At 33.9% G+C, this 24,505-nt stretch carries 18 protein-coding genes; 17 read left to right on the top strand and 1 reads right to left on the bottom strand.

Translation table 11 applies throughout. The annotated features are described in order from the left end of the window. Positions 1 to 924: 924 nt before the first annotated feature. The 5 genes from Q0739_RS11925 to Q0739_RS11905 all read left to right on the top strand — a co-directional run bounded on the left by Q0739_RS11925 (position 925) and on the right by Q0739_RS11905 (position 8,952). A complete protein-coding gene (locus tag Q0739_RS11925; protein WP_298238965.1) occupies positions 925 to 2,520 on the top strand; it encodes a putative Ig domain-containing protein in 1,596 nt (531 codons plus the stop codon). A 10-nt stretch (positions 2,521 to 2,530) separates the two neighbouring features. Continuing rightward, complete coding sequence (locus tag Q0739_RS11920; protein ID WP_298238964.1) at positions 2,531 to 4,120, top strand: putative Ig domain-containing protein; 1,590 nt, start codon at positions 2,531 to 2,533, stop codon at positions 4,118 to 4,120. Positions 4,121 to 4,178: 58 nt separating this feature from the next. Continuing rightward, entirely contained in the window at positions 4,179 to 5,774 is a 1,596-nt protein-coding gene (locus tag Q0739_RS11915; RefSeq protein WP_298238963.1) for a putative Ig domain-containing protein, read from the top strand. Beyond that, positions 5,767 to 7,278: a sulfatase gene (locus tag Q0739_RS11910; protein WP_298238962.1), complete on the top strand. Its 1,512-nt coding sequence runs from the start codon at positions 5,767 to 5,769 to the stop codon at positions 7,276 to 7,278. The genes Q0739_RS11915 and Q0739_RS11910 overlap by 8 nt, the downstream gene beginning before the upstream one ends. A gap of 63 nt (positions 7,279 to 7,341) precedes the next feature. Then, positions 7,342 to 8,952 (top strand): putative Ig domain-containing protein, encoded by a 1,611-nt coding sequence (locus Q0739_RS11905; RefSeq protein WP_298238961.1) that lies wholly within the window; start codon positions 7,342 to 7,344, stop codon positions 8,950 to 8,952. Positions 8,953 to 9,460: 508 nt separating this feature from the next. Here Q0739_RS11905 and Q0739_RS11900 read toward each other — a convergent pair. Continuing rightward, on the bottom strand, positions 9,461 to 10,198 hold the full coding sequence (locus tag Q0739_RS11900; protein ID WP_298238960.1) for a helix-turn-helix domain-containing protein: 738 nt from the start codon (positions 10,196 to 10,198) through the stop codon (positions 9,461 to 9,463). 151 nt (positions 10,199 to 10,349) lie between these two features. Between Q0739_RS11900 and Q0739_RS11895 the strand changes: the two genes are divergently transcribed. From Q0739_RS11895 to Q0739_RS11840, 12 genes are all read left to right on the top strand, one after another. After that, the gene (locus Q0739_RS11895) at positions 10,350 to 11,324 is read left to right on the top strand and encodes an FAD:protein FMN transferase (protein WP_298238959.1); all 975 of its coding nucleotides are present in this window, start codon (positions 10,350 to 10,352) and stop codon (positions 11,322 to 11,324) included. A 6-nt stretch (positions 11,325 to 11,330) separates the two neighbouring features. Beyond that, complete coding sequence (locus tag Q0739_RS11890) at positions 11,331 to 11,915, top strand: YceI family protein (RefSeq protein WP_298238958.1); 585 nt, start codon at positions 11,331 to 11,333, stop codon at positions 11,913 to 11,915. Between the two features lie 27 nt (positions 11,916 to 11,942). Continuing rightward, positions 11,943 to 12,908: an SUMF1/EgtB/PvdO family nonheme iron enzyme gene (locus Q0739_RS11885; protein WP_298238957.1), complete on the top strand. Its 966-nt coding sequence runs from the start codon at positions 11,943 to 11,945 to the stop codon at positions 12,906 to 12,908. A gap of 25 nt (positions 12,909 to 12,933) precedes the next feature. Next, positions 12,934 to 14,274, top strand: a complete 1,341-nt coding sequence (locus tag Q0739_RS11880; RefSeq protein ID WP_298238956.1) for a Gfo/Idh/MocA family oxidoreductase — start codon at positions 12,934 to 12,936, stop codon at positions 14,272 to 14,274. A 214-nt stretch (positions 14,275 to 14,488) separates the two neighbouring features. Next, a complete protein-coding gene (locus Q0739_RS11875) occupies positions 14,489 to 16,027 on the top strand; it encodes a DUF1080 domain-containing protein (protein WP_298238955.1) in 1,539 nt (512 codons plus the stop codon). 16 nt (positions 16,028 to 16,043) lie between these two features. Beyond that, entirely contained in the window at positions 16,044 to 17,531 is a 1,488-nt protein-coding gene (locus Q0739_RS11870) for an FGGY family carbohydrate kinase (protein WP_298238954.1), read from the top strand. 2 nt (positions 17,532 to 17,533) lie between these two features. Continuing rightward, a complete protein-coding gene (locus Q0739_RS11865) occupies positions 17,534 to 18,865 on the top strand; it encodes a Gfo/Idh/MocA family oxidoreductase (RefSeq protein ID WP_298238953.1) in 1,332 nt (443 codons plus the stop codon). 10 nt (positions 18,866 to 18,875) lie between these two features. Next, positions 18,876 to 19,823: a TIM barrel protein gene (locus Q0739_RS11860; RefSeq protein WP_298238952.1), complete on the top strand. Its 948-nt coding sequence runs from the start codon at positions 18,876 to 18,878 to the stop codon at positions 19,821 to 19,823. A 32-nt stretch (positions 19,824 to 19,855) separates the two neighbouring features. Then, positions 19,856 to 21,181, top strand: coding sequence for a xylose isomerase (xylA, locus tag Q0739_RS11855; protein ID WP_298238951.1), 1,326 nt, complete (start codon positions 19,856 to 19,858; stop codon positions 21,179 to 21,181). Between the two features lie 248 nt (positions 21,182 to 21,429). After that, positions 21,430 to 22,572, top strand: a complete 1,143-nt coding sequence (locus tag Q0739_RS11850) for a Gfo/Idh/MocA family oxidoreductase (protein ID WP_298238950.1) — start codon at positions 21,430 to 21,432, stop codon at positions 22,570 to 22,572. Between the two features lie 15 nt (positions 22,573 to 22,587). Beyond that, positions 22,588 to 23,640, top strand: a complete 1,053-nt coding sequence (locus Q0739_RS11845; protein WP_298238949.1) for a sugar phosphate isomerase/epimerase — start codon at positions 22,588 to 22,590, stop codon at positions 23,638 to 23,640. A gap of 10 nt (positions 23,641 to 23,650) precedes the next feature. Then, complete coding sequence (locus Q0739_RS11840) at positions 23,651 to 24,451, top strand: DUF1080 domain-containing protein (RefSeq protein ID WP_298238948.1); 801 nt, start codon at positions 23,651 to 23,653, stop codon at positions 24,449 to 24,451. Positions 24,452 to 24,505: the final 54 nt, after the last annotated feature.

Genomic DNA, 24,505 nt, shown 5'->3' with positions numbered 1-24,505 from the left:
TATCATTCTGTTCTTCTTTAAAACAAGAACCTGAAATATTTATCCAAACCAATTTACAGACCAAATAAAAATTTTCTTGAAACGAACTATCCCCGAGGCAGAGCCATAGAGGTATTTCGCGCGTTTCATTTTGACCTTTAATGGTCAAAAATCGAAATTTTATATTTAGATTCCCGTTTTATTCATTAATTCATATTTAAATCATTGGATTCATGAATCTTCGATTTCACGGGAATGACAATTTCAATGGAAACCCCGACGCAGAGCGCCGGGGAATTATTTTTGAGTAAATATAGCAGCTCCGCTAAATAACAAAAACCCCATATCAAAATACAATCTATACAACCAACTGAGACAACTAATAGATGTCAAAAACACTTCAAAAGGACAACAATAGAGTGCATTCGATGAACCTTTCACATTTAAGTAAGGGTATGTACTTTCTAGAAAGTATTGCGAATTGCAATAGTAAAGTTCATAAGAATTAAACCTTTTTAATTGTCTTTTGGATAAGTTTTCACTTGCACAAAAGGCAATTAATTCGTCTATCGTTTTTCTCGCAACCAATAATTATAACAACAAGTTATTGTGATTATTAAGTCACTAAGAAATCATCTTAATGACTTTTGCAGATAAATATATTATGAATCACAAAAAATAATTGGCAAAAATCATAGTCACTTATTTAAATCACTATCTAGATAAACTTGCCTACGCGTAAATTATATCAAGGATTAGTTAATGATATATTTAGAGATTTTTGGGGTGTTTTGAGATCTTTTTCCATCATTTAGAAAAATTTTGCACAAAAAACAAGTGTTATTTACACACTTATTAAATAAATGTTCTATATTTGTAACCACCCTCTTGTAGGGTAACCTGTTTTTACCGTAAAATAAACAAGAATAAAACCACTAAACTATAATGAAAAAAACAATCGCAATTTTCGCTATCGCAGTATCACTATTTTCTTGTAGTGACGTAAAAAAAAGTGATTTCGTTTACCAACCAAATTATCCAGAAAACGAACTATATATATTAACCCCTAAAGCAAAAGAAGCTCCTAAAGTTAATGGACCTTCTGTATTTGGAGTTAGACCTGGGTCGCCATTTTTATATACAATTCCAGCTTCTGGAAATCGTCCTATGGAATTTTCTGTTACCAATTTACCTGAAGGGCTTTCTGTAGATTCCAAAACAGGTATGATTTCAGGTACAATTCTTGATAAAACAAAAAAAGAATACATCGTAAGTTTTAATGCTAAAAACAAGAAGGGTGAAGCCTCAAAAACATTCACCATAAAAGTTGGAGATGAAATTTGTTTAACACCACCTTTAGGTTGGAACAGTTGGAACTGTTGGGAAAACTATGTAGATCAAGACAAAGTTCTAAGATCTGCCAGAGCTATGGTTAACAAAGGATTAATAAATTACGGTTATTCTTATGTAAACGTTGATTGTGCATGGCAAGGAAAACGAGGAGAGAATATGGCAATTCAACCTAACCTTCAAAGATTTCCTAACATAAAAGCGATGTATGATGAAATTCACCAATTAGGCTTAAAAGCAGGTATTTACTCTTCACCATGGGTGACTTCTTATGGCGGTTTTATTGGAGGTGGTAGTGATACAGAAGATGGCTATTGGGACTCCACGATGCAAGATCCTAAAAGAACTCCTGTGAAGATTGCTAAGTACAAACACGTTGGTAAATATTGTTTTGAAAAACAAGATGTACAACAATGGATAGAATGGGGTGTAGATTATTTAAAATATGACTGGGCGCCTAACGATTCTCTTAGTACTGTAAATATGGCAAATGCACTTGCAGACTCTAGTAGAGATATTGTGTATTCAATTTCTAACACCACACCCATATCTTTAGCAAAAGTTTGTGAACAATATGTACATGTATGGCGTACAGGTGGAGATTTAAAAGACCGTTGGATTGGTAAAGGAAGAGGATGGAGTTTTTCTAAAGTATGGGACGAACAAAAAAAATGGCAAGAACAAGGTTCATACGGTAAGGTTGGCCGTTATTTAGACCCAGATATGTTAGTCGTTGGAAATGTTTCTACGGGAACAGATGGTGTAAGCATACAACCTTCTCTCCTAACCGCAGATGAACAATATACACATATTTCTTTATGGGCATTATGGTCTTCTCCAATGTTGATTGGTTCTTCTATTGAAAACATGGATGCGTTTACGTTAAATCTTTTAACCAATACAGAGGTCTTAGATATAAATCAAGACCCACAATGTGTTTCTGGAAAAACGATTTACAGTAAAGATGGTATTGAAATTGTAGTTAAAGATTTAGATAATGGAGAAAAAGCAATTGGGCTCTTTAATAAAAATGAAACAGAACAAGTTGTAAAACTAGATTGGGCATTGGCCAATTTAGAAGGTATCAAAGTAGTAAGAGATGTATGGAGAAATCAAGACATCGGAAAATTTGAAAACAGTTTTTCTACTTCTGTTCGCCCTCATGGAACTGTTTTAATCACTATTAAATAATTTTATAATTATGAAGAATGTTTTTTACATTAAACTATTGTTGCTATGTAACATTTTAGTTGTTCATGCGCAAAAAGTAGATTACAACCCAGAATATCCAAAATCAGATGATGGTCTTTATATATTAAGCCCAACAGAAAGTCCAAAACCAAATATAAACGGAGCTAGCGTTTTTGGAGTACGACCAAATAAAGTTTTCTTATATACCATTCCAGCATCAGGAGATAGACCAATGAAATTTTCTGCTAAAGGTTTACCCAAAGGTCTTAAACTTGATTGTAAAACAGGTATTATTACTGGGAAAATTATAAACACAGAAGAAAAAAATTACGAAGTAACTTTTAAGGCTAAGAACAAAAAAGGATCCGATACCAAAAATTTTACCATTAAAGTAGGGCAAACTATTTGTTTAACTCCTCCTTTGGGCTGGAATAGTTTTAACTGTTGGGCACGTCGTGATGTTACACAGGAAAGAGTTCTAGAATCAGCACGAGCAATGGTTGACAAAGGCTTAATCAACTATGGATTTTCTTATGTGAATATTGATGTGGGTTGGCCAAAAAATCGAGGTGGTAAATTTAATGCAATACAACCAAACGAAAAGTTCCCTGATATAAAAGCGATGTTTGATGAAATTCATGCTTTAGGTTTAAAAGGAGGTATTTATTCTTCACCATGGATTACTACATACGGTAATGGTACTGGTGGTAGTAGTGATAATAAAGATGGTTATTGGGAGAAATCAATGAAAGACCCAAGATTTACCAAATTGAAAAATACGCAATGGAGACGTATTGGAAAATATAAATTTCATTCCAACGACGTAAAACAGTGGGTAGATTGGGGAGTGGATTATCTTAAATACGACTGGGCTCCCATCGATTCTATCAGTTTAGTTCTTATGGCAGATGAGTTAGAATCTTGTGGAAGAGACATTGTTTACTCCATCTCAAACAATACAAAATTTAACATGGCAAATCTTGTTAAAACTCGTGTAAATTGTTTTCGTACTGGTGGTGACTTAAAAGACAGATGGGATACCGATGGAAAAGGTTGGAATATGCTACGAGCGTGGGACATGCAAAATAAATGGTTGGAAGTGTATAGAGGAGAGCCTGGTCACTTTACCGACCCTGATATGTTGGTTGTAGGAAAACAAATGATGCAAAGTAAAGAGCTTGTGCCATCACGATTAACTGCCGATGAGCAATATACTCACATATCACTATGGACACTTTGGGCTTCACCAATGTTGATGGGATGCCCTGTAGATCAGATGGATGACTTTACACTAAATTTATTTACCAATGCCGAAGTATTAGATATTCATCAGGATGCAACCGCTGTGGGAGGTATTCCAGTATATCAAAAGAATGGTATTGAGATTGTGGTAAAAGATCTTGAAAATGGAGATAAAGCTATTGGTCTATTCAATAAAAACGAAACAGAGCAAGTTGTAACATTAGATTGGGAAACAGCAGGGCTTAGTGGGAAGAAAAACATACGTGACGTTTGGAGAAATAAAGACATCGGGGAATTTGAAAACAGCTTTTCTGCAAACGTACGTCCTCACGGAGTTATTTTATTAAAAATTGAATAAATCAGACAATTAAATTTAACACCTTATAATATATTAATTAAAAACAACTAATTTAAAAATGAAAAAAACAATTCTATTTAATCTCCTATTTGTACTGTGTCACCTTGTACAAGCTCAAGAAGTAGATTACGCACCTAAATATCCAGAAGCTCGCAATGGCTTTTATATATTAAGTCCTAAAATAAAACCATCTCCAAAAATAAATGGAGCAAATGTATTTGGGGTACGTCCTGGATCTAAATTTTTATACACAATCCCTGCATCCGGAGATAAACCAATGACTTTTTCTACGTCTCCTTTACCAAAAGGACTTTCTTTAGATTCTAAAACAGGTATTATTTCTGGAACTATTGAAAATAAAGACATTAAGGACTACAAAATTGTACTTAAAGCTAAAAACGCCAAAGGAAAAGATAGTAAAGAGTTTACAATTAAAGTAGGAAACACAATTTGTTTAACACCTCCTTTAGGTTGGAATAGTTTTAACAGTTGGGCACGTAGAAATGTTACTCAAGAAAGAGTTTTAAAATCTGCTAGAGCTATGGTTGATAAAGGATTGAACGACTTCGGTTTCTCTTATATAAACATAGATGTAGGTTGGCAAGGAAAAAGAGGTGGAGAATACAATGCTATTCAACCCAACGAAAAATTTCCAGACATCAAAGCTATGTATGATGAAATTCATGCATTAGGATTAAAAGGAGGAATTTACTCATCTCCATGGATTACTACTTACGGTGCTGGTGTAGGTGGCAGTAGCGACAATAAAGATGGTAAATGGGATAAATCTATGATTGACCCTAAAGGAACTAAACTTAAAAATTCTGCATACAGAAGAATTGGAAAGTATAAATTTGATGCTATTGATGTAAAACAATGGGTAGAATGGGGTGTAGATTACTTAAAATATGACTGGCAACCTAACGATGCTGAAAGTATTGTTAGAATGGCAGACGCTCTAGATGCTTCTGGAAGAGATATTGTATTATCGCTTTCTAATAATGCACATTTTGATATTATTGAACTTTGTAAAACTCGTGTACAATGTTGGCGTAGTGGAGTAGATTTAAAAGATCGTTGGAACACAGATGGTAAAGCATGGAACTTATTACAAGAATGGGATAAACAACGTAAATGGTTAGATGAAGGATACAGAGGTGGCCCTGGTCATTTTCCAGATCCAGATATGTTAGTTGTAGGAGATTTAAGTTCAACGGACTCTAACGTTTTATTACGTCCTTCTAATTTAACTCCAGATGAGCAATATACACATATTACACTTTGGACTTTATGGGCTTCTCCTATGTTAATTGGATGTCCTATAGAATACATGGATATGTTTACTCTAGGTTTATTTAAAAACTCTGAAGTTATTGATGTTCACCAAGATGCTGTTGCCATACCTGGTAAAACTATTCTTAATGAAAATGGAATTGAAATTATTGTAAAAGATTTGGAGAATGGCAAAAAAGCTGTTGGTTTATTTAATAAAAACGATTCTGAAGAAGTTGTAACATTAAACTTTAAAGCTGCTGGTATCTCTGGAGATAAAAAAATACGAGATGTATGGAGAAATAAAGATATTGGAACTTTTAAAGATACTTTCTCTGCAAAAGTTCGTCCTCATGGTGTTGTTTTCATAAAAATTGAATAAATACGTGCATACAACGATACAAAGTTTTAGAAAAACACTAAATTTAATACTCTTTTGTATTTCATTTAGTGTTTTTTCTCAAATTAAAAAACCTAACGTTGTTCTATTTCTTATAGACGACATGGGATGGAAAGATCTGGGTAGTTTTGGAGCAAAAGTCTATGAAACTCCTAACATAGATAAACTATGTGCAGACGGTACTAAATTTACAAATGCCTATACCTCTGCTCCTGTTTGTGCTCCTGCACGTGCCGCTATTTTATCAGGTATTCATAATATCAAACTAGGTATGTGGAGTGCAGCACATTACATTCCTAATAAAACAAAGCTATTGTCTCATCATTTAAAAGACCAAGGCTATGCAACTTGGCATGTAGGAAAATGGCATATGGGAAAAGAAAGAACAAAAACTTTTCCAGAACAAATGGGATTTGATGTAAATATAGGAGGCTATTCTTCTTATGGCCCAGGGCATCACTTTTGGCCTTATGGAGTTACTATTGATGAAAATGGCAAAAAACAATTCAACTACCGTAATGCTGTACCTGGTTTGTACGAAGGAGGTAAAGAAGGAGAATATTTAGCAGATAGATTGACTGATGAATCTATCAAGCTTCTAGAAAATAGAGATAAATCAAAGCCCTTTTTCTTAAACTTTTGGCACTATGCAGTACACACTATACATGAATCTAAAGAGGAATTAAGAATAAAGTATCAAAATAAAATTGACAGTTTAGGTATTCAAAAAGAAAGCGCTCTTGAAGCACATGCAGTTGGTACAAAATTAGTCACTTCAGAATCATATGCTGTGTATGCAGGAATGATTCAAAGTGTTGATGAATCTGTAGGTAAAGTGGTCGATCACTTAAAGAACGAAGGAGAATATGAAAACACAATTTTTGTATTCTATTCAGACAACGGCCCTCTAACAGACAAAGTTCCTTGTGTTCCTTTAATGGGAGGTAAAAATACAACTTACGAAGCTGGAGTTAGAGTGCCTGCTTTTATTACTTGGCCAGGAAACACACAAGCAAACAAAGTGTCTGAACAACCCATCGTAATTATGGATGTAATGCCTACCATATTAGATGCTATTGGAGCAAATGCACCAACAACAGCGTCTATAGATGGTATTTCTTTAATGCCTTTATTAAAGAAAAACAAGACGGTTGAAAAAAGAGATTTCTTTTGGTATTTCCCATCAAGCAGACACAAATGGGGAGGTCGTAGTTCTGCTGCTGTATTGTCAAAAGAAGGGTATAAATATATTTTATTTTTTGATGGCAGTCCGTCTGAATTATACAATATCAACAAGGATATTGCGGAACAAGCAAATATCATCCAGAAAAAACCTAAACTAGCAGAAGAATTACATGCTAAATTGGTTTCTTATTTAAAGAATGAGTTCCACAAATTACCTATAGCACGTAGTCCAAAAAAACAAATAAAAGAAAAATACAGTCCAGATACCGAAACAATAAAAAAATATTTGGGTATAGAATAATCTTAATTCGAATTAGAATCTGTTGTACGGAAGTTTAGAATTTAAAATTAAACAAACATCACAATGAAAAAAATAATGATAACTGGGCTATTAGTTTTAAGTTCTGTAGTATTTATACATGCTCAAAAAGCAGATTACATCCCTAAATATCCTAAATCTGGTAACGGATTTTATATGCTAAGTCCAGAAGAAAGTCCTAGACCTAGAATTAATGGAGCTAGTGTCTTTGGAGTTCGCCCAGGTAAAGTATTTTTATACACCATTCCTGCAACAGGAGAAAGACCTATGACTTTTTCTGCATTAGGATTGCCTAAAGGACTTACTTTAGACAGTAAAACAGGAATCATTTCTGGTAAAATTGAAAACATGGCTCACAAAGACTATAAAGTTACTTTTAAAGCCAAGAATCATAAAGGAAACGCTTCCAAAAAATTCGTCATCAAAGTAGGTAAAGAAATTTGCTTAACACCTCCTTTGGGATGGAACAGCTGGAACTCATGGGCAAGAAGAAATTCACAAGAAAGAATGCTAAACTCTGCGAGAGCTATGATTTCCAAAGGTTTAGCAAACTACGGGTTTTCTTATGTAAACTTAGACGGAAACTGGCAAGGAAACACCAGAGGTGGTAAATACAATTCTTTAGAAGCAGACCCAAAAAGGTTTACAGATATGCAAGCTATGTTTGATGAAATTCATGCTTTAGGTTTAAAATGCGGGATCTATGCTACACCTTGGGTTACCTCTTTTGCAGGCGGAATTGGTGGTAGTACTAATGATAAAGATCAAGTATGGAACAATTCTATGGTAGACCCTAAAGGCACTAAAATGGCAAACAGTGTTTGGAGACGTGTTGGTAAATATTCGTATGCAGCACAAGATGTTAAACAATGGATGGAATGGGGTATTGATTATTTAAAATACGATTGGACTCCTCATGACGAAAAAAGTCTACTAGAAATGGCTGATCTGTTAGAAAACAGTGAAAGAGATGTTATTTATTCTATTTCTAACACCTTAGAGCTATCTCATGCAGAACTAGCTAAAACAAGATTAAACGTATGGCGTAGTGGTGGTGATATTAAAGACCATTGGATTCACCCTACTAGAAAAAGAGGAGGTAGTCTATTGGCTGCTTGGATAAACCAAAGAGAATGGCAAGAAAAAGGATTTAGAGGAGCTCCTGGACATTTTCCAGATCCTGACATGTTAATTGTAGGAGATGTAAACTCTAGTAGTATAGGGCCTAGATTAGAGCCTACATTACTAACTCCTGATGAGCAATATACGCATATCTCACTTTGGACACTTTGGGCAGCTCCTATGTTAATTGGTTGCCCTATTGACTACATGAATTCTTTTACTTTAAATTTATTTAAGAATTACGAACTAATCGATATCCATCAAGATTCAAAAGCGATTCCTGGTATTACAGTTTATGATAAAGATGGATTGGAAGTGGTTGTTAGAGATTTATCTGATGGCTCAAAAGCTATTGGTTTATTTAATAAAAATGAAACGGAACAAGTTGTTAAAATGGACTGGAAAACAGTAGGACTTTCTGAAGGCCCAAAAAAATTCCGTGATGTGTGGAGACACAAAGACATTGGTACATTTGAAAACAGTTTTTCTGCAAGTGTTAGACCTCATGGTACCGTTTTACTTAGAGTGAAATAAATCTTATGAATGTTTTAATACATGCCCATATTTAAACATCTATATATTAATAACCCTTTAATTTTTGGTAATGCTGCCAAAAATGGTTGGTGTTTTTTTTATAAGATATACATTATATTACCCAAGTTAATTTGAACAAGATATAAGCTCTGCTGAGGAGCAACTTATTAGCGATAGAATTAACCTTATACAGTAAAATAAGAGATTAGGATTTTCCTAGTCTCTTTTTATTTTACTGGCAACCTAAGTTCTATTATTAAAATACTGATAATCTGAATATTATAGTTTTCCTGCGAGGTTTTGAACACCTTGTAGGTATTTCTAATTGATGTGATCATACCTACAAGGTCAAAAAAAAGACCTTGCAGGATATCAGAGTTGGATTTTATTGCTTAAAATCAATTCATTATATGAAATATTATTAAACGAAATCAAGTTGGTACGTTTATGGCTAAAAAAATATAAACTTAAAAAGTCAAGATGATTTCTATATAAAAAATAGCTAAACTTACCTAAACCTCCCAAATTCGCTTTTATATTTTTTTGGTGTCGTATTTAAAAATAATTTGAAATCTTTATTAAAGTGACTCTGGTCATAATAACCACAGGCCAAAGCTACAGACTTTAAACTCTTATCTGTACTTCTAAGCATTTTACAAGCCAAATGAATCCGTACTTTTTTTAAGTATGCTAAGGGAGAGGTTTGAAAAGTTTCTTTAAAATGTCTTAGCAAAGAGGTTTTAGACATTAAGGCTATTTTACAAAGTTCATCCAATGATATTTTTTGATCAATATGGGTTTCCATATAATTTAATACCTCAATTAACTTATCGTTTTTAAAAGAATATTCATTAGATTCTCTTAATTTTGATGTAATACCAAGAATGGCTACAACATTTTTATTTATATCGTATATAGGGTACTTCGATGTTTTAAGCCAATGTGTTTTAAAATCTGCAAATGGCACCATTTCAATTTTATCAATAATCGTTTTTCCTTCCCTCAAAATCAAACTATCATCACAAACGATAGACGTTGCTATGTGCTGTGGAAAAAAATCAAAATCAGTTTTGCCTAAAACCTCTTTTTGTGTGTCAACTCCATAAATAGAAAGCATAAAAGTATTTATGCTCAAAATCTCTCCTTTGGTGTTTTTAGCAAAAAACCCCAAATTAGTTTTTTCGAATAACTTTTGAATAAAATTAATCGAAATAACTCCATTAGGCAAGGCATAATCTATTTTCACAAAAAAAATATTTAATCAAAAAAATAGAAATTAATATTTAAGAAATCTACATTTTTTGGTTCTTTTTTACAAAAAAAAGATAATTTAATCATATAAAAAATGATTTATCTATATTATTTTTACCAAATGTCAATTTAAACTAATCTAATCTTTGCTTAAAATTTATAAAATATTACTATGCATAACTGTTTTTTTTACGGTTACAAATGGCTTTGCTAAGCGCTATGTATTTGATAAAAAAAAGATTGGCGGAAACTTTAAACTCATCTTTTATGCCCCTGAAAATTTTAATGCTAAAAAGGTCTCAAACTTGGCATATCTTTTGGTTGACTCTTTAAACATAGAGCTAAGCAATTACATAAAGACTAGTGATATCGAAAAGTTAAACGCTAATGGAGCGCTTAAAAACCCTTCAGTATATTTATTAGAAGTCCTTAAGCATTCACAAACAGCCTATGATACTACTGAAGGCTATTTTGATATTTCCATGAAGCCTCTAATGAAACTTTGGGATAAAGCCGAAAAAAGCGGAAGACTTCCTAAAAAATGCCGATTAAGAAAAGTTAAAAAAACCATAGGATTACATGATGTGTTTTCTATACAAGAAAACAGTAATTTAAGCTTAAAAAAACATAGCGCACTAGATATAGGCGGTATTGCAAAAGGCTATATTATAGACAAAGTATATGAATTATTAAAAACACATAAGGTACCCGCTTTTTTAATTGAAGCTGCCGGAGATATAAGAGTTTTTGGCAAACCAGAAGGTCATGAAAAATGGATGGTAGGTGTTTCCTCAAATACCAACTCTACTATCAATGTAACGTTAAATTCAGGGCAAGCCATTGCTACATCTGGCAAAACGTATCGCTATCGAGTTATCAAAGAAAAAAAATACTCCCATATCATAAATCCAAAAACCTTAACACCAGTAACTCATAATATAACAGCTTCTGTAGTTTCAAATTCGGCTACCGAAGCAGATTATTTGGCTTCCACATTTAATATTGTTGAAGACCAAAGTCAAAGAGAAATAATTTTAAATAAACATAAAAATGCAGAACTCCTATTATTAAACAACAAAGAGGTTCTGTATTCATCAAATAAATTCCCAATTTCAAATTAAACTAAAATGAAAAAAATAAGTGTTTTCATTCTGCTTCTGCTATGCGCCTCTGTTTTTAATGCACAAACTAAGTACACACTTTCCCCAGATTCTAAAATGAAAGTTGATGGTTCTTCAACCGTTAGCGATTGGTCTGTAGAAGTTATTGAACCTACTGGAGACTTTGTATTAGTAGATGATTTTAAAATCGAAGTTGGAGCTGCTATTTTATCAAATTTATCCTTCAGTTTCGAGGTAGAAAAAATGGATAGCGGTAGAGGTCCGATTATGAATGGTAAAGTAGAATCTGCATTAAAAAGCGACGATCATCCAAATGTTAGTTTTACTTCAAATGAAGCGAAAATTACCGCGGTTGATGCTGATGGTTTTACTGCTGAGTCTATAGGCACTATCAAAATAGCTGGAGTTGAAAAAGAAATAACTGTTGTATTTAAAGTAACAACAGAAAATAACAATGGTTCATTTCACTTTAAAGGAAACAAAGGTGTAACTATGTCTATGTTTTCTATTGAAAAGCCAACAGCTTTTTTTGGAAAGCTTAAAACTATGGATGATTTGGATGTTTCATTTCACTTAAAGTTTACTAAATAAAAATTAATTAAAGTAATTATATTCAATATGAAAAATTTAAAAATCGCTTTATTGGTAGTTGTAACCTTAGCAAGCTCAATAAATACGATAGCTCAAGAATCTTTTAAAGCCTATACTCAAGAAATCCCAGGAACAGATGTTTCTTTTAAAATGACACCTATTGAAGGAGGGACTTTCGTATTAGGTGCCTCTAAAAAAGATAAAAAGAAAGAAGATGATGAATTACCAAATGTAAACGTTGAAGTGGCCTCTTTTTGGATGGGAACACACGAAGTAACCCATAAAGAGTTCTTGTTATTTACAGACAAAACAAGAGATATTTTACCAGATGGAAAGCAAAACCCTGAAGTTATATCAAGACCTTCAAGCCCTTATGAAGACCCATCAAAAGGATTGGAAGACGAGGATTTAAAACCCGTTGTTGGGCTTACACAATATGGCGCCTTATCATACTGCAGATGGTTGTTTAGAAGAACAGGCGTATTTTATAGAATACCAACTGAAGCTGAATGGGAGTTTGCCGCAAGAGCAGGCACCGAAACACCATATTTCTTTGGTAAAAAGAGTAAAAAACTAAAAGAATATGCTTGGTTTGCTGATAATGGTGAAGAAAAACTACACGTCGTTGGTTTGAAAAAACCTAGTCCAAATGGGCTGTACGATATTTATGGTAATGTATCTGAATGGTGTCTAGACCAATACTATGAAGATTTTTATTCAAAAATTGAAGCGGGAGAAAAAAACCCACGAGCATATCCAGATGCGCTTTATCCAAGATCTGCAAGAGGAGGTTCTTTTTTAGATGACCCTGAAGAATGTAGAAGCTCAAACAGAATAACCTCAACAGACCAATGGAAAGAAAGAGACCCACAATTACCTCAAAGTTTTTGGTGGAATACAGATTCAGAGTTTGTAGGATTCAGATTAGTAAGACCATTAGAGCAGCCTAGTAAAGAAGATGCTGAAGCATTTTTCTCGTCAATGCTAGAATAATATTATTTTATTAAACTAAATAAAAATGAAAAGAAGACATTTTATAAAAAATTCGGCAATGGCAGGAGCTGGTTTATTAGCAACTTCAAGTGCTTTTGCTAGCGAATTAGGATTCAACAGCGGATCAAATGACACTTTAAAAATTGCATTAATTGGATGTGGAGGAAGAGGTTCCAGAGCCGTTTTAGCTGCGTTAAAATATAAAGACGTGCCTTGTGAATTGGTAGCCATGTGCGATTTGTTTAAAGACAAAATAGACGAAAAACATAATGCAATACTAACAGCTGCAGGGGCAAACAAATCAAAAATAAAAGTTACAGAAGACACTAAATTTGTTGGTTATCAAGGTTATAAAGATGCTATTGCTATGTGTGATATTGTATTTATAGGTACACCAGCATCTTCTAAACCTGTTATTTTTGCAGAATCTATTAAACAAAACAAACACGTGTTTATGGAAAAACCTGTTTGTGTAGATTCATTAGGTTTCCAAAGTATTTTACAAACAGCTGCATTAGCAACTCAGAAAAAAAGATACGTAGCTTCAGGTTTACAAAGACGCTATTCTGAAGGTTACAGACAAATGATAGCTGAAATTCAAGATGGAGCTATTGGAGATATTCACACCGCAGAATGCTACTGGATGGGAGGTCCTATTGGGCAACTAGGCAGACCTAGAAAAGAAGGATGGACTGAAATGGAATACCAAAACAGACACTGGAGATCGTTCTCTTGGGTAAGTGGTGGAAATATTGAAGAGTTTCATGTTCACAATCTAGATATTATAAATTGGGCATTAGGAGAATTAAACCCAGAGTCGGTAATTGCCTTAGGAGGAAAAAACTTCGACAGACACTATTCTAGTGCTGTAGGAGGTTTTGATTATATCACCTCTAACTTTAAATACAAAAACGGTGTGTCCTTACACAGTTATAGTAGAAATTCTAGAAACTGTAAAACTAAAAATGGTGAATACCTTTACGGAACTAAAGGAAAAGCAGTTATGACAAATGATGGTTTTATCTATAACAATAAAGGAAAATTAATTTTTACTGCGGAAAGTAAAAAACTAGGTAAATTCCATGGTTCTCATAATAAAGTTCAAGAAAAATTAATTGATAGCATATACAACAGCAAACCTTATTATAATGAAGCTGTATATGCAGCGCATTCTACAATGACTGGTACATTTGGAAGAATGTCAGCTTGGTCTGGTAAAGAAATGATTTGGGATGAAGCTGTTACATCAAAAGTTCAATTATTTGATTATAACGATCAAACAAGTTTAAACAGTGTGGCACCAATTTTACCTAATGCCAATGGAGAATACCCAGTACCAATTCCAGGAAAAACTAAAGTTATGTAATTAACTTTTTGGTATTTAAAAATCTAAAGCGTTTTGGATTTTTTATCCAATTCCTAAAATTAAATTAATAAACGCTTTTTTAAGAACCTTAAAGATGTTAACAAACAAAGTTTATTTATTCGTAGCACTCGCAATACTATACATAAATAAAATACATACGCAAAACAGTGCTAAAACACCAAGATTAAACCCATAATAGTAAATTATAAAAATTATGAATACGTTTTATAAACCATATACCAACAATCTATTTAAAACTATTTTATTAAGTTTTACAATTATATTCTTAGTTCAGTGCAAACATAAATCACAGTCTCAAGAAAAAACAAACACCATCAATGTATTGGCTGGTGATGCCTTATCAAATTTTCATGAGTCAAATGGTTGGCAAATGGTTGAAGCTGTAAAAGCTGTTCCTAATAAAACGGAATTCACCATTACAAGCAATTCTAAAAATAAAGGCACTATTCTAAATAATGGAGCCACAAAAATAAAGCACCCTTTTTTAATTACTAAGCAAGCGTTCCAAGATGTAAAAATCGATCTCGAATTTATGGTTCCTAAAGGCTCTAATGCTGGAGTTTATGTTATGGATCGTTATGAAATTCAAATTTTAGACAGTTATGGTGTAGCTCATCCTACGTTTGCCGATTTAGGAGGAATATACCAACGATGGGATCCTAAAAAAGAAGATGATTTAAGAGGTTATGGAGGTGTTGCCCCAAGAGTAAACGCATCTAAAGCACCAGGAGAATGGCAAACTTTAAGCATTATTTTTAGAGCCCCTCGTTTTGATTCTGAAGGAAACAAAACTGAAAATGCTCGATTTATCTCTGTTAAAGTAAATAATCAATTGGTTCAAGATAATGTAGAAGTAGAAGGTCCTACAAGAAGATCCGAAATTAAACCAGAAGTGCCTACTGCTCCTATTGCCATACAAGGAAATCATGGGCCTGTTGCCATTAAAAAGTTTGAAATAACACCTTTAGATAAAGACCCGTTGTTAGCTATTGAAGAAGAATGGACAACATTATTTAATGGTAAAGATTTAAGTGGTTGGGCAGCTTATACAGGAGGAAGAGGTGATGAAAACGCATTAAAAGGCGATCGTATTTTTAAAGTAAATAATGACGTTATTCATATTTACGAAGGCGCAAAATCCAATTCAAAACAACATAATGCGAACCTCGTTTCAGAACAGGTGTATTCCAATTTTCATTTACAAGTAGAATACCGATGGCTTAAAAAGAAATTTGAACCTCGAACCAAAGCAAATCGAGATGCAGGTATTTTATTTCACATTCATACAGATTTACAAAAAGTATGGCCACATTCCATTGAAATGCAATTAGGAGATGGTAAATCTGGAGGCAAATATGTTACAGGTGATATTTTTGTAATTAAAGATAGTAGAGCTGAAACCCCAATTGAAAACAATGCCTACAAAAAAGGAGCGCCTTTAAGCCCAAGAGGTATGTTAGATACAGGTAGGGTTGGTCGTGGAAAGACCTCTATTTTCCCGGAAAAAGAAATTGGGGAATGGAATTTAGCCGAAATCATTGTAAACGGAAATAAAAAAGCAACATATTATATGAATGGCGTATTGGTAAATGAAGTTTACAATATGCAATATAAAGCGACAGATAGTACTTGGAAACCACTCATATCAGGTCCTATTTCATTGCAGGCTGAATGGGCAGAATTGCAATACAGAACGATTCGCTTAAAAAAATTAAACCCAACTAATCAATAAAAAACAACTAAGAATCGTGTATTATATAGGATTTGACTTAGGAAGTTCATCAGCAAAAGTAGCTTTAGTAGATGCTAAAACTGGTGAAAAACTTATGGCGCTTCATGAACCAGAAAACGAAATGGAAATTACAGCCTTACAATCTGATTGGGCAGAACAAAATCCAGAACTTTGGTGGGACTATATTTGTACCGCTACCAAAAGGGTTATTAAAGAAGCTAATATTGATGCCTCTAAAATTGAAGGTATTGGTATTTCATACCAAATGCACGGTTTGGTGGTGATTGACAAAGCTGGAAACTCATTAAGAGATGCTATCATTTGGTGTGATAGTAGAGCTATTGAAATAGGAAATAAAGCCTTTGATGAACTGGGTCAAGATAAATGTGCTGAACATTTATTAAACTCCCCTGGAAATTTTACAGCTTCTAAACTAAAATGGGTTTTAGATAATGAACCCGATGTTTATAAAAACATTTATAAATATATGTTGCCTGGTGATTACATTGCCTATAAATTATCTGGTAAAGTGGCTACCACAAAAAATGGGCTTTCAGAAGGCATCTTGTGGGATTATAAAAACGATACTCCAGCAAACTGGCTATTAGAACACTATGGAATAGACACTTCTTTAACTCCAGATATTGTTGAAAACTTTACGAACCAAGGTGAAGTTAATCAAAAAGGATTTGAAGACACTGGAATTCCTGTAGGAACTCCAATTTTGTATAGAGCTGGAGATCAACCAAACAATGCACTTTCTTTAAATATTTTTAATCCTGGTGAGGTTGCCGTAACTGGCGGTACATCAGGAGTTATTTATGCAGTTACAGACCAATTAAAATCTAAAGAATCATCAAGAATTAACAACTTCGCTCACGTAAACTATACCAAAAGTAACACCAACTTAGGGAAACTTTTATGTATAAATGGCGCTGGAATTATGTACCGTTGGTTACGCAACAATGTTGCCGTTAATTCTTATGAAGATATGAATAATAAAGCATCCGAAGTTGCGGTGGGTGCTGATGGCTTAATTATTATTCCTTTTGGAAATGGTGCAGAACGCATGTTAAACAACAAAAACATTGGAACACATTTTTCCAACCTAAACCTAAATCAACACAGTACAGGACATTTATGTAGAGCTGCTTTAGAAGGGATTGCCTTTTCATTTGTATATGGTATGGAAATTCTAAAAAACGACAATGCAACTATTAATGTGATTAGAGCAGGTAACGACAACCTTTTCCGTGCAGAAATTTTTGCCAATACAGTTGCCACTTTAATTGGACATGAAATTGAAATCTACAACACAACAGGTTCTGTAGGAGCTGCTAGGGCTTGTGGATTAACAGATGGTGATTTCAAATCTTTTGGAGATAATATTACAAATAACGACCACGTTATGACCTTTAAACCCCTTGGGAATAAAGAACAGTACGAAAAAGCATATCAAGTTTGGAAAAAAACGTTAGAACAACTAATTACTAAAACAGAATAATTATGACCCGTAAAACCAATTTTTTTACAAGAAGAGATTTTATAAAAGATTCTTCATTAGCTACTGGAGGCATATTACTTGCACCTTCAATACTAAGCGCAACATCACCTTTAAAAAGCAAAACAAACACTTTAAAATTAGCTATTGTGGGTTGCGGAGGAAGAGGTACTGGTGCTGTTCTTCAGGCTCTAAATGCAGATAAAGACGTAAAATTAGTTGCTATGGCTGATGTGTTTAAGGACAAACTTGATAAGTCTTTCAAAACACTTTCTGAGCATATTGACGCTAATAGAATTCCCGTAAAAGAAAGTCATAAATTTACTGGGTTTGGTTCTTACAAAAAAGCTATTGACGAAGCCGATGTAATTATACTAACCACACCTCCAGGGTTTAGACCGCAACACTTTGAATATGCTGTTGCTCAAGGCAAACATGTGTTTATGGAAAAACCTGTGGCTACAGATGTGGCAGGTGTAAAAAAAGTATTGGAAGCAGCAAAAGTAGCGAAAGCCAAAAAATTAAATGTTGTGGTTGGGCTTCAAAGACACTATCAAAATAGTTATCAGCAAATCTACAAACATATCCAAAAAGGGAAAATTGGAAAAATTGTTTCTGGACAAGTATATTGGAATACTAACAAAGCTAAACAACCCATTGAACGGGTTAACTATTCTGAATTAGAGCACCAATTAAGAAACTGGTATTACTTTAATTGGATTTGTGGGGATCATATTCTAGAACAGCATATTCATAATATAGATGTTGCCAATTGGTTTATTGGCGAATACCCAATAAAAGCACAAGGTATGGGAGGTAGAGAGGTTAGAACAGGCAATGAATATGGTCAAATTTTTGACCATCATTTTGTAGAATTCACTTATCCTAGTGGTGCTGTTATATCAAGTCAGTCAAGACAACAACTTAACTGTTTAAAGCGCATTTCAGAAACATTTCAAGGCACAAAAGGAATCGCGGAGACAGATAACAGAAGAACATCACTTTTAAAATCCTATTCTGGAAAAACCATTTACAAACACGATACCCAAGAAGATAAAAACCCATATCAGGTTGAACATGACAACCTATTTGATTCCATAAGAAATGGAGGGGTTATAAGTGATGCAGAAAACGCAGCGAAAAGTACAATGACTGGAATTTTAGGAAGAATGGCGACCTATTCAGGTCAAGAAATAACTTGGGACGCGGCTATGAATACCAACCTAAAATTGGTGCCAGATGAAAACACCTTAACAATGGATAGTCTAGCACCTGTGCTACCTGATAACAATGGGAATTACCCAATTCCGGTTCCTGGTAAAACATTATACTTTTAAATTTTAAGCTATGGATAGAAGATCATTTGTAAAAAAAAGTGCCACAGCAGTATCTGCTTTAGGATTGGGAATGCATCAAGTAAATGCTATAAATAATATAGCTCCTGAAAATAGCAGCCTTAATTTTAAGCTAAAATATGCGCCTCACTTGGGGCTCTTTACAAGTCATGCAGGTAAAGAGCCATCTGACCAAATTAATTTTATGGCGGATCAAGGTTTTACAGCTTTTGAAGACAATCGTTTCGGTAAACGTTCTGTTGAAGTTCAGGAGCAAATAGCCAAAACCTTAGTCAAAAGAAATATGGAAATGGGTGTTTTTGTAGCAGCGGGTGTTAATTTTAAAGATCGAACAGAAAACAACTTTAACAATACAATAACTTCGGGTACAAAAGAAAGTTTTGAAAAATTTTTAAGAGACATAAAATCTTGTATAGAGCCTGCAAAACGTGTCAATGCCAAATGGGTGACTATAATTCCTGGATTGATATATTCAAAACTACATATGGATTATCAAACAGCAAATGTTGTTGAAGTCTTAAAACAAGCCTCTGCCATTTTAGAACCTCATGGTATTACAATGGTATTAGAACCGCTAAATCATTTCGTAAATCACCCTGGTGCTTTTTTAAGTAGATCTGCGCAAGCTTATCAAATATGTAAAGCGGTAAATTCACCTGCTTGTAAAATATTATTCGATATCTATCACCTTCAAATACAAGAAGGCAATATTATTAATAATATCGATAAATGCTGGGATGAAATTGCTTATTTCCAAATTGGAGATAACCCAGGAAGAAAAGAACCAACAACAGGAGAAATTAATTATAAAAACATTTTTAAGCACATTCACTCCAAAGGTTATGATGGTATTTTAGGAATGGAACATGGTAAATCTATGAAAGAAAAAGCTGGAGAAATAGCATTATTGAATGCTTACAAAGTTTCGGATAGTTTTTAAAATAATAATTATACAATCAATAACAAAACAAAATGGCACTAATAGGTAATAAAGAATACTATAAAGGTATTGGAGACATTAAATTTGAAGGAAAAGAATCTGACAATCCATTAGCATTCAAATACTATAACCCAGACCAAGTTGTGGTAGGAAAAACAATGCGCGAGCATTTTAAATTTTCTGTAGCTTACTGGCATACATTCTGTGGACAAGGATCTGATCCTTTTGGATCTGGAACGCAAAGTTTTGAGTGGGATAAATCTTCTGACCCTATCCAAGCGGCTAAGGATAAAGCCGATGCTGCTTTTGAATTTACCACTAAAATGGGATTTGGATACTACTGTTTTCATGATTACGATTTAATTCAAGAAGGCGCAACTTTTGGAGAGTCTGAAAGCAGATTACTAACCATTACAGATTACTTAAAGCAAAAGCAAGCAGCTTCTGGAGTAAAATTATTGTGGGGTACAGCAAACTGTTTCTCAAATCCGCGTTATATGAACGGTGCTTCTACAAACCCTGATTTTGATGTAGTAGCAAGAGCTGGAGGTCAAGTAAAATTAGCTTTAGATGCAACCATCGCTTTAAATGGTGAAAACTATGTATTTTGGGGTGGTCGTGAAGGTTATATGTCTTTATTAAACACAGATATGGGGCGTGAATTAGACCATATGGGACAATTTTTAGCCATGGCTAGAGATTATGCTCGTGCTCAAGGGTTTAAAGGAAACTTCTTTATTGAGCCTAAACCTATGGAGCCGTCTAAGCACCAATACGATTTCGATTCTGCTACTGCTATTGGATTCTTAAAAGAATACGGATTAGATAAAGATTTCAAAATTAATATTGAAGTAAACCACGCTACTTTAGCACAACACACATTCCAACACGAAATTGAAGTAGCTGCTAAAGCAGGTATGTTAGGAAGTTTAGATGCCAACCGAGGAGATTACCAAAACGGATGGGATACGGATCAATTCCCTAATAACATTCAAGAAACTACAGAAGCCATGTTAGTATTCTTAAAAGCTGGTGGTTTACAAGGTGGTGGTGTTAATTTTGATGCTAAAATTAGAAGAAACTCTACAGATTTAGAAGATGTATTCTTAGCTCACATTGGTGGAGCAGATACTTTTGCAAGAGCTTTATTAATTGCAGATAAAATCATAACTTCTTCACCTTACGAAAAATTAAGAACAGAGCGTTACAGTTCTTTTGATTCTGGAAAAGGTGCTGAATTTGAAAAAGGAAACTTAAATTTACAAGACTTGTACAAAATTGCACAAGACAATGGGGAGTTAAGTTTAAAAAGTGGTAAACAAGAATTGTTTGAGAACATTATAAACCAGTATATTTAATACATTTTGCTAAGGTTTTATCTTAATGAAGTCATCTTGACTTTTTGTTTTTGACCAAAATGAGATAAAATTCATCCAGATGAGGCACTTTTTGAAGTGCATAGCAGCGATACGGACAAAAAAAGTAACGAAATATGGATGAATTTTATCCGTTTTTTAGGAAATAGAAAAAGTCAAGATGACTTCAATTATAGCAATTAAAGAAAATAATGCTTCAGAAGTATAAATAAATATAAAGACTAATAATCATGAGTAAAAAAATTAGACTAGGGATTTTAGGCGGTGGTGGCGACTCTTTAATTGGAGTACTGCATCGTGTAGCATCTCATATAAATGATAACTATCAAATTGTAGGAGCAGTTTTTAATCCAGATTTTGAAGAAAATATCAAATTCGCTAAAGAAATTGATATTCCTACGAATAGGGTTTATAAGGATTTTGACACCTTTATTACTGAAGAAATGAAATTACCTGAGGATGAGCGCATCCAAGTATGTTCCGTTCTAACGCCCAATTTTCTTCACTTTCCAATGGCAAAAAAACTATTGGAAAATGGGTTTCATGTCATTTGCGAAAAACCGATGACCACCTCTTTAGAAGAAGCTAAAATTTTGCAAGAAGCTCATAAAAAAGCGGGAACAGTCTTTGCCTTAACACATACGTACACAGGGTATCCTATGGTGAGACAAATGCGCGAAATGATTAAAGCTGGAGCTTTAGGAAAAATTCATAAAGTAGATGCACGCTATTACCAAGGCTGGATTAACACCATTATCCACGATAAGGAAAAACGTTCTTCAGTATGGCGATTGGATCCAAAAAGGGCAGGTATTAGCTCTTGTATGGGAGATATAGGAGTACATGCTTTTAATTTAATTGAATTTACTACAGGATTAAAAGTAAAATCGGTTTTATGTGATTTCAATTATTTATATGAAGACAATAAAATGGATATTGATGGTACAGCACTCATTAGAATTGACGACCATGTAAAAGGATTAATTAGAAGTAGTCAAGTTGCTACAGGTGAAGAAAATGGGTTAGCAATAACTATTTATGGAGAAAAAGCAGCGTTTAGATGGGAACAAGAACGTCCTAACTTCTTATATAAATTAAGCGATACAGAGCCTACTCAAGTTTACAAACCTGGGCATGCCTATAATTCAGACTTATCTTTAGATGGCACTAAATTACCACCAGGACACCCAGAAGGTATTTTTGATTCTATGGCAAATATATATTTAGGAGCAGCAAGAGCCATTAGAGGCGAAAAATACAACGATGGTGAATTTCCAACCATGTTAGATGGTGTAAGAGGTATGGATTTTATAGAAAGTACTGTAAAATCTCATAAAAACGGAAATGTTTGGGTAGATTTAGAAATACAATAAAAAAGATTTAAACATATGAAAACATTAAAAGGACCTGCAGTTTTTTTAGCCCAATTTGCGGGTAACGAAGCTCCATTTAACAGTTTAGATGGCATGTGCAAGTGGGCAGCCGATTTAGGATATAAAGGCATTCAAATTCCTACTTGGGAATCTGGTTTAATCGATATTGAAAAGGCTGCTGAAAGTCAGACCTATTGTGATGAATTAAAAGGAAAAGTGAATTCCTATGGATTGGAAATTACAGAATTATCAACCCATTTACAAGGGCAATTGGTTGCTGTAAATCCAGCTTACGATACCATGTTTGATGGTTTTGCACCAGAACAGGTTAGAAATAACCCAAAAGCAAGAACCCAATGGGCTATAGATTTTGTAAAAAAATCTGGAACAGCAAGTGGACGATTAGGCTTAAAAGCACATGCTACATTTTCTGGAGCTTTAATGTGGCATACCGTTTATCCTTGGCCACAACGCCCTAACGGATTGGTAGAAATGGGCTTTAAAGAATTAGCAAATCGTTGGTTACCCATTTTAAATCATTTTGATGAACAAGGAGTGGATGTGTGTTATGAAATTCACCCAGGTGAAGATTTACACGATGGCATTTCGTATGAACGTTTTTTAGAAGCTACAGGAAATCATAATCGTGCTAATATCTTGTATGACCCAAGTCATTACGTACTACAGCAATTAGATTACTTAACGTTTATTGATTATTATCACGAACGCATCAAAGCGTTTCACGTAAAAGATGCTGAGTTTAATCCAACAGGAAAACAAGGTGTATATGGTGGTTATGCCGATTGGAAAGATAGAGCAGGTCGTTTTCGTTCTTTAGGTGATGGACAAGTAGATTTTAAAAGTATTTTTTCTAAACTAACCAAATATGAATGTGATGTTTGGGCAGTTATGGAATGGGAGTGCTGTATAAAATCGTCTGAACAAGGTGCCAGAGAAGGCGCGCCATTCATTCAAAAACATATTATAGAAGCAGCAGGACGTAGTTTTGATGATTTTGCTGGTGGTGCTATTGATGAAGATTTTTTAAAGAGCGTTTTAGGAATTTAAAAAAATAGTTATGCACAAAAGTGTTTGTTTTTTAATACTTGTTTTCTGTTTTTATGTTGCTGATGCACAAGAAAACAAGATTCAAAAAGCCATAGAGTTAGGGGTTTATGATGGTATAAAAGAACCTACAAAACATGAGGAGACCGAATTTTATACTCCAGTTCCTCCAGTAGTAAACCCAGTTGGACAAAATGGCGTACCTAGTGATGCTATTGTATTGTTTGATGGTACAAATTTAGATGCTTGGGAAAATAATGATGGTTCTAAACCTACTTGGAAAATCAATTCTGAAGACAAAAGTACGACGATTGATAGAGGTCCTGAAAACAAAAGGGCAAACATTAAAACCAAGCAAAAATTTGGTTCTGTACAACTTCATGTAGAATGGAAAGCACCTGAAAAAATTAAAGGTAAAGGTCAAAGTAGAGGGAATAGTGGCGTGTTTTTGCAAGAGCGTTACGAAGTACAGATTTTAGATAACAACAATAATGATGTATATGTAAACGGGCAGGTTGGTTCAATTTACAAACAATCTATTCCTTTAGCCAATGCATCTGTTCCTACAGGTGAATGGAATACTTATGATATTATTTTTCATGCACCAATTTATAAAGGAAAAAAGAAAATAAAAGCAGGAACTATTACTGTACTTCACAATGGTGTTTTGGTACAAGATCATTTTATTATAAAGGGTGCAACTTCTTATATTGGTTGGCCAAAAGACAAACCGCATGGTAAAGCATCTATAAAATTACAAGACCATAACTCACCTGTAAGTTTTAGAAATATTTGGGTGCGTGAGTTGGATTAGATTTACAAAAGATTATCTATAAAAAGCAAAGCACGGTAGTATAAATTACCGTGC

Source organism: uncultured Algibacter sp., assembly GCF_947487605.1.
Classification (GTDB): domain Bacteria; phylum Bacteroidota; class Bacteroidia; order Flavobacteriales; family Flavobacteriaceae; genus Algibacter_D.
Note: the sequence above shows the minus strand (reverse complement) of the source record. Positions and strands in the feature narration are given on the sequence as shown.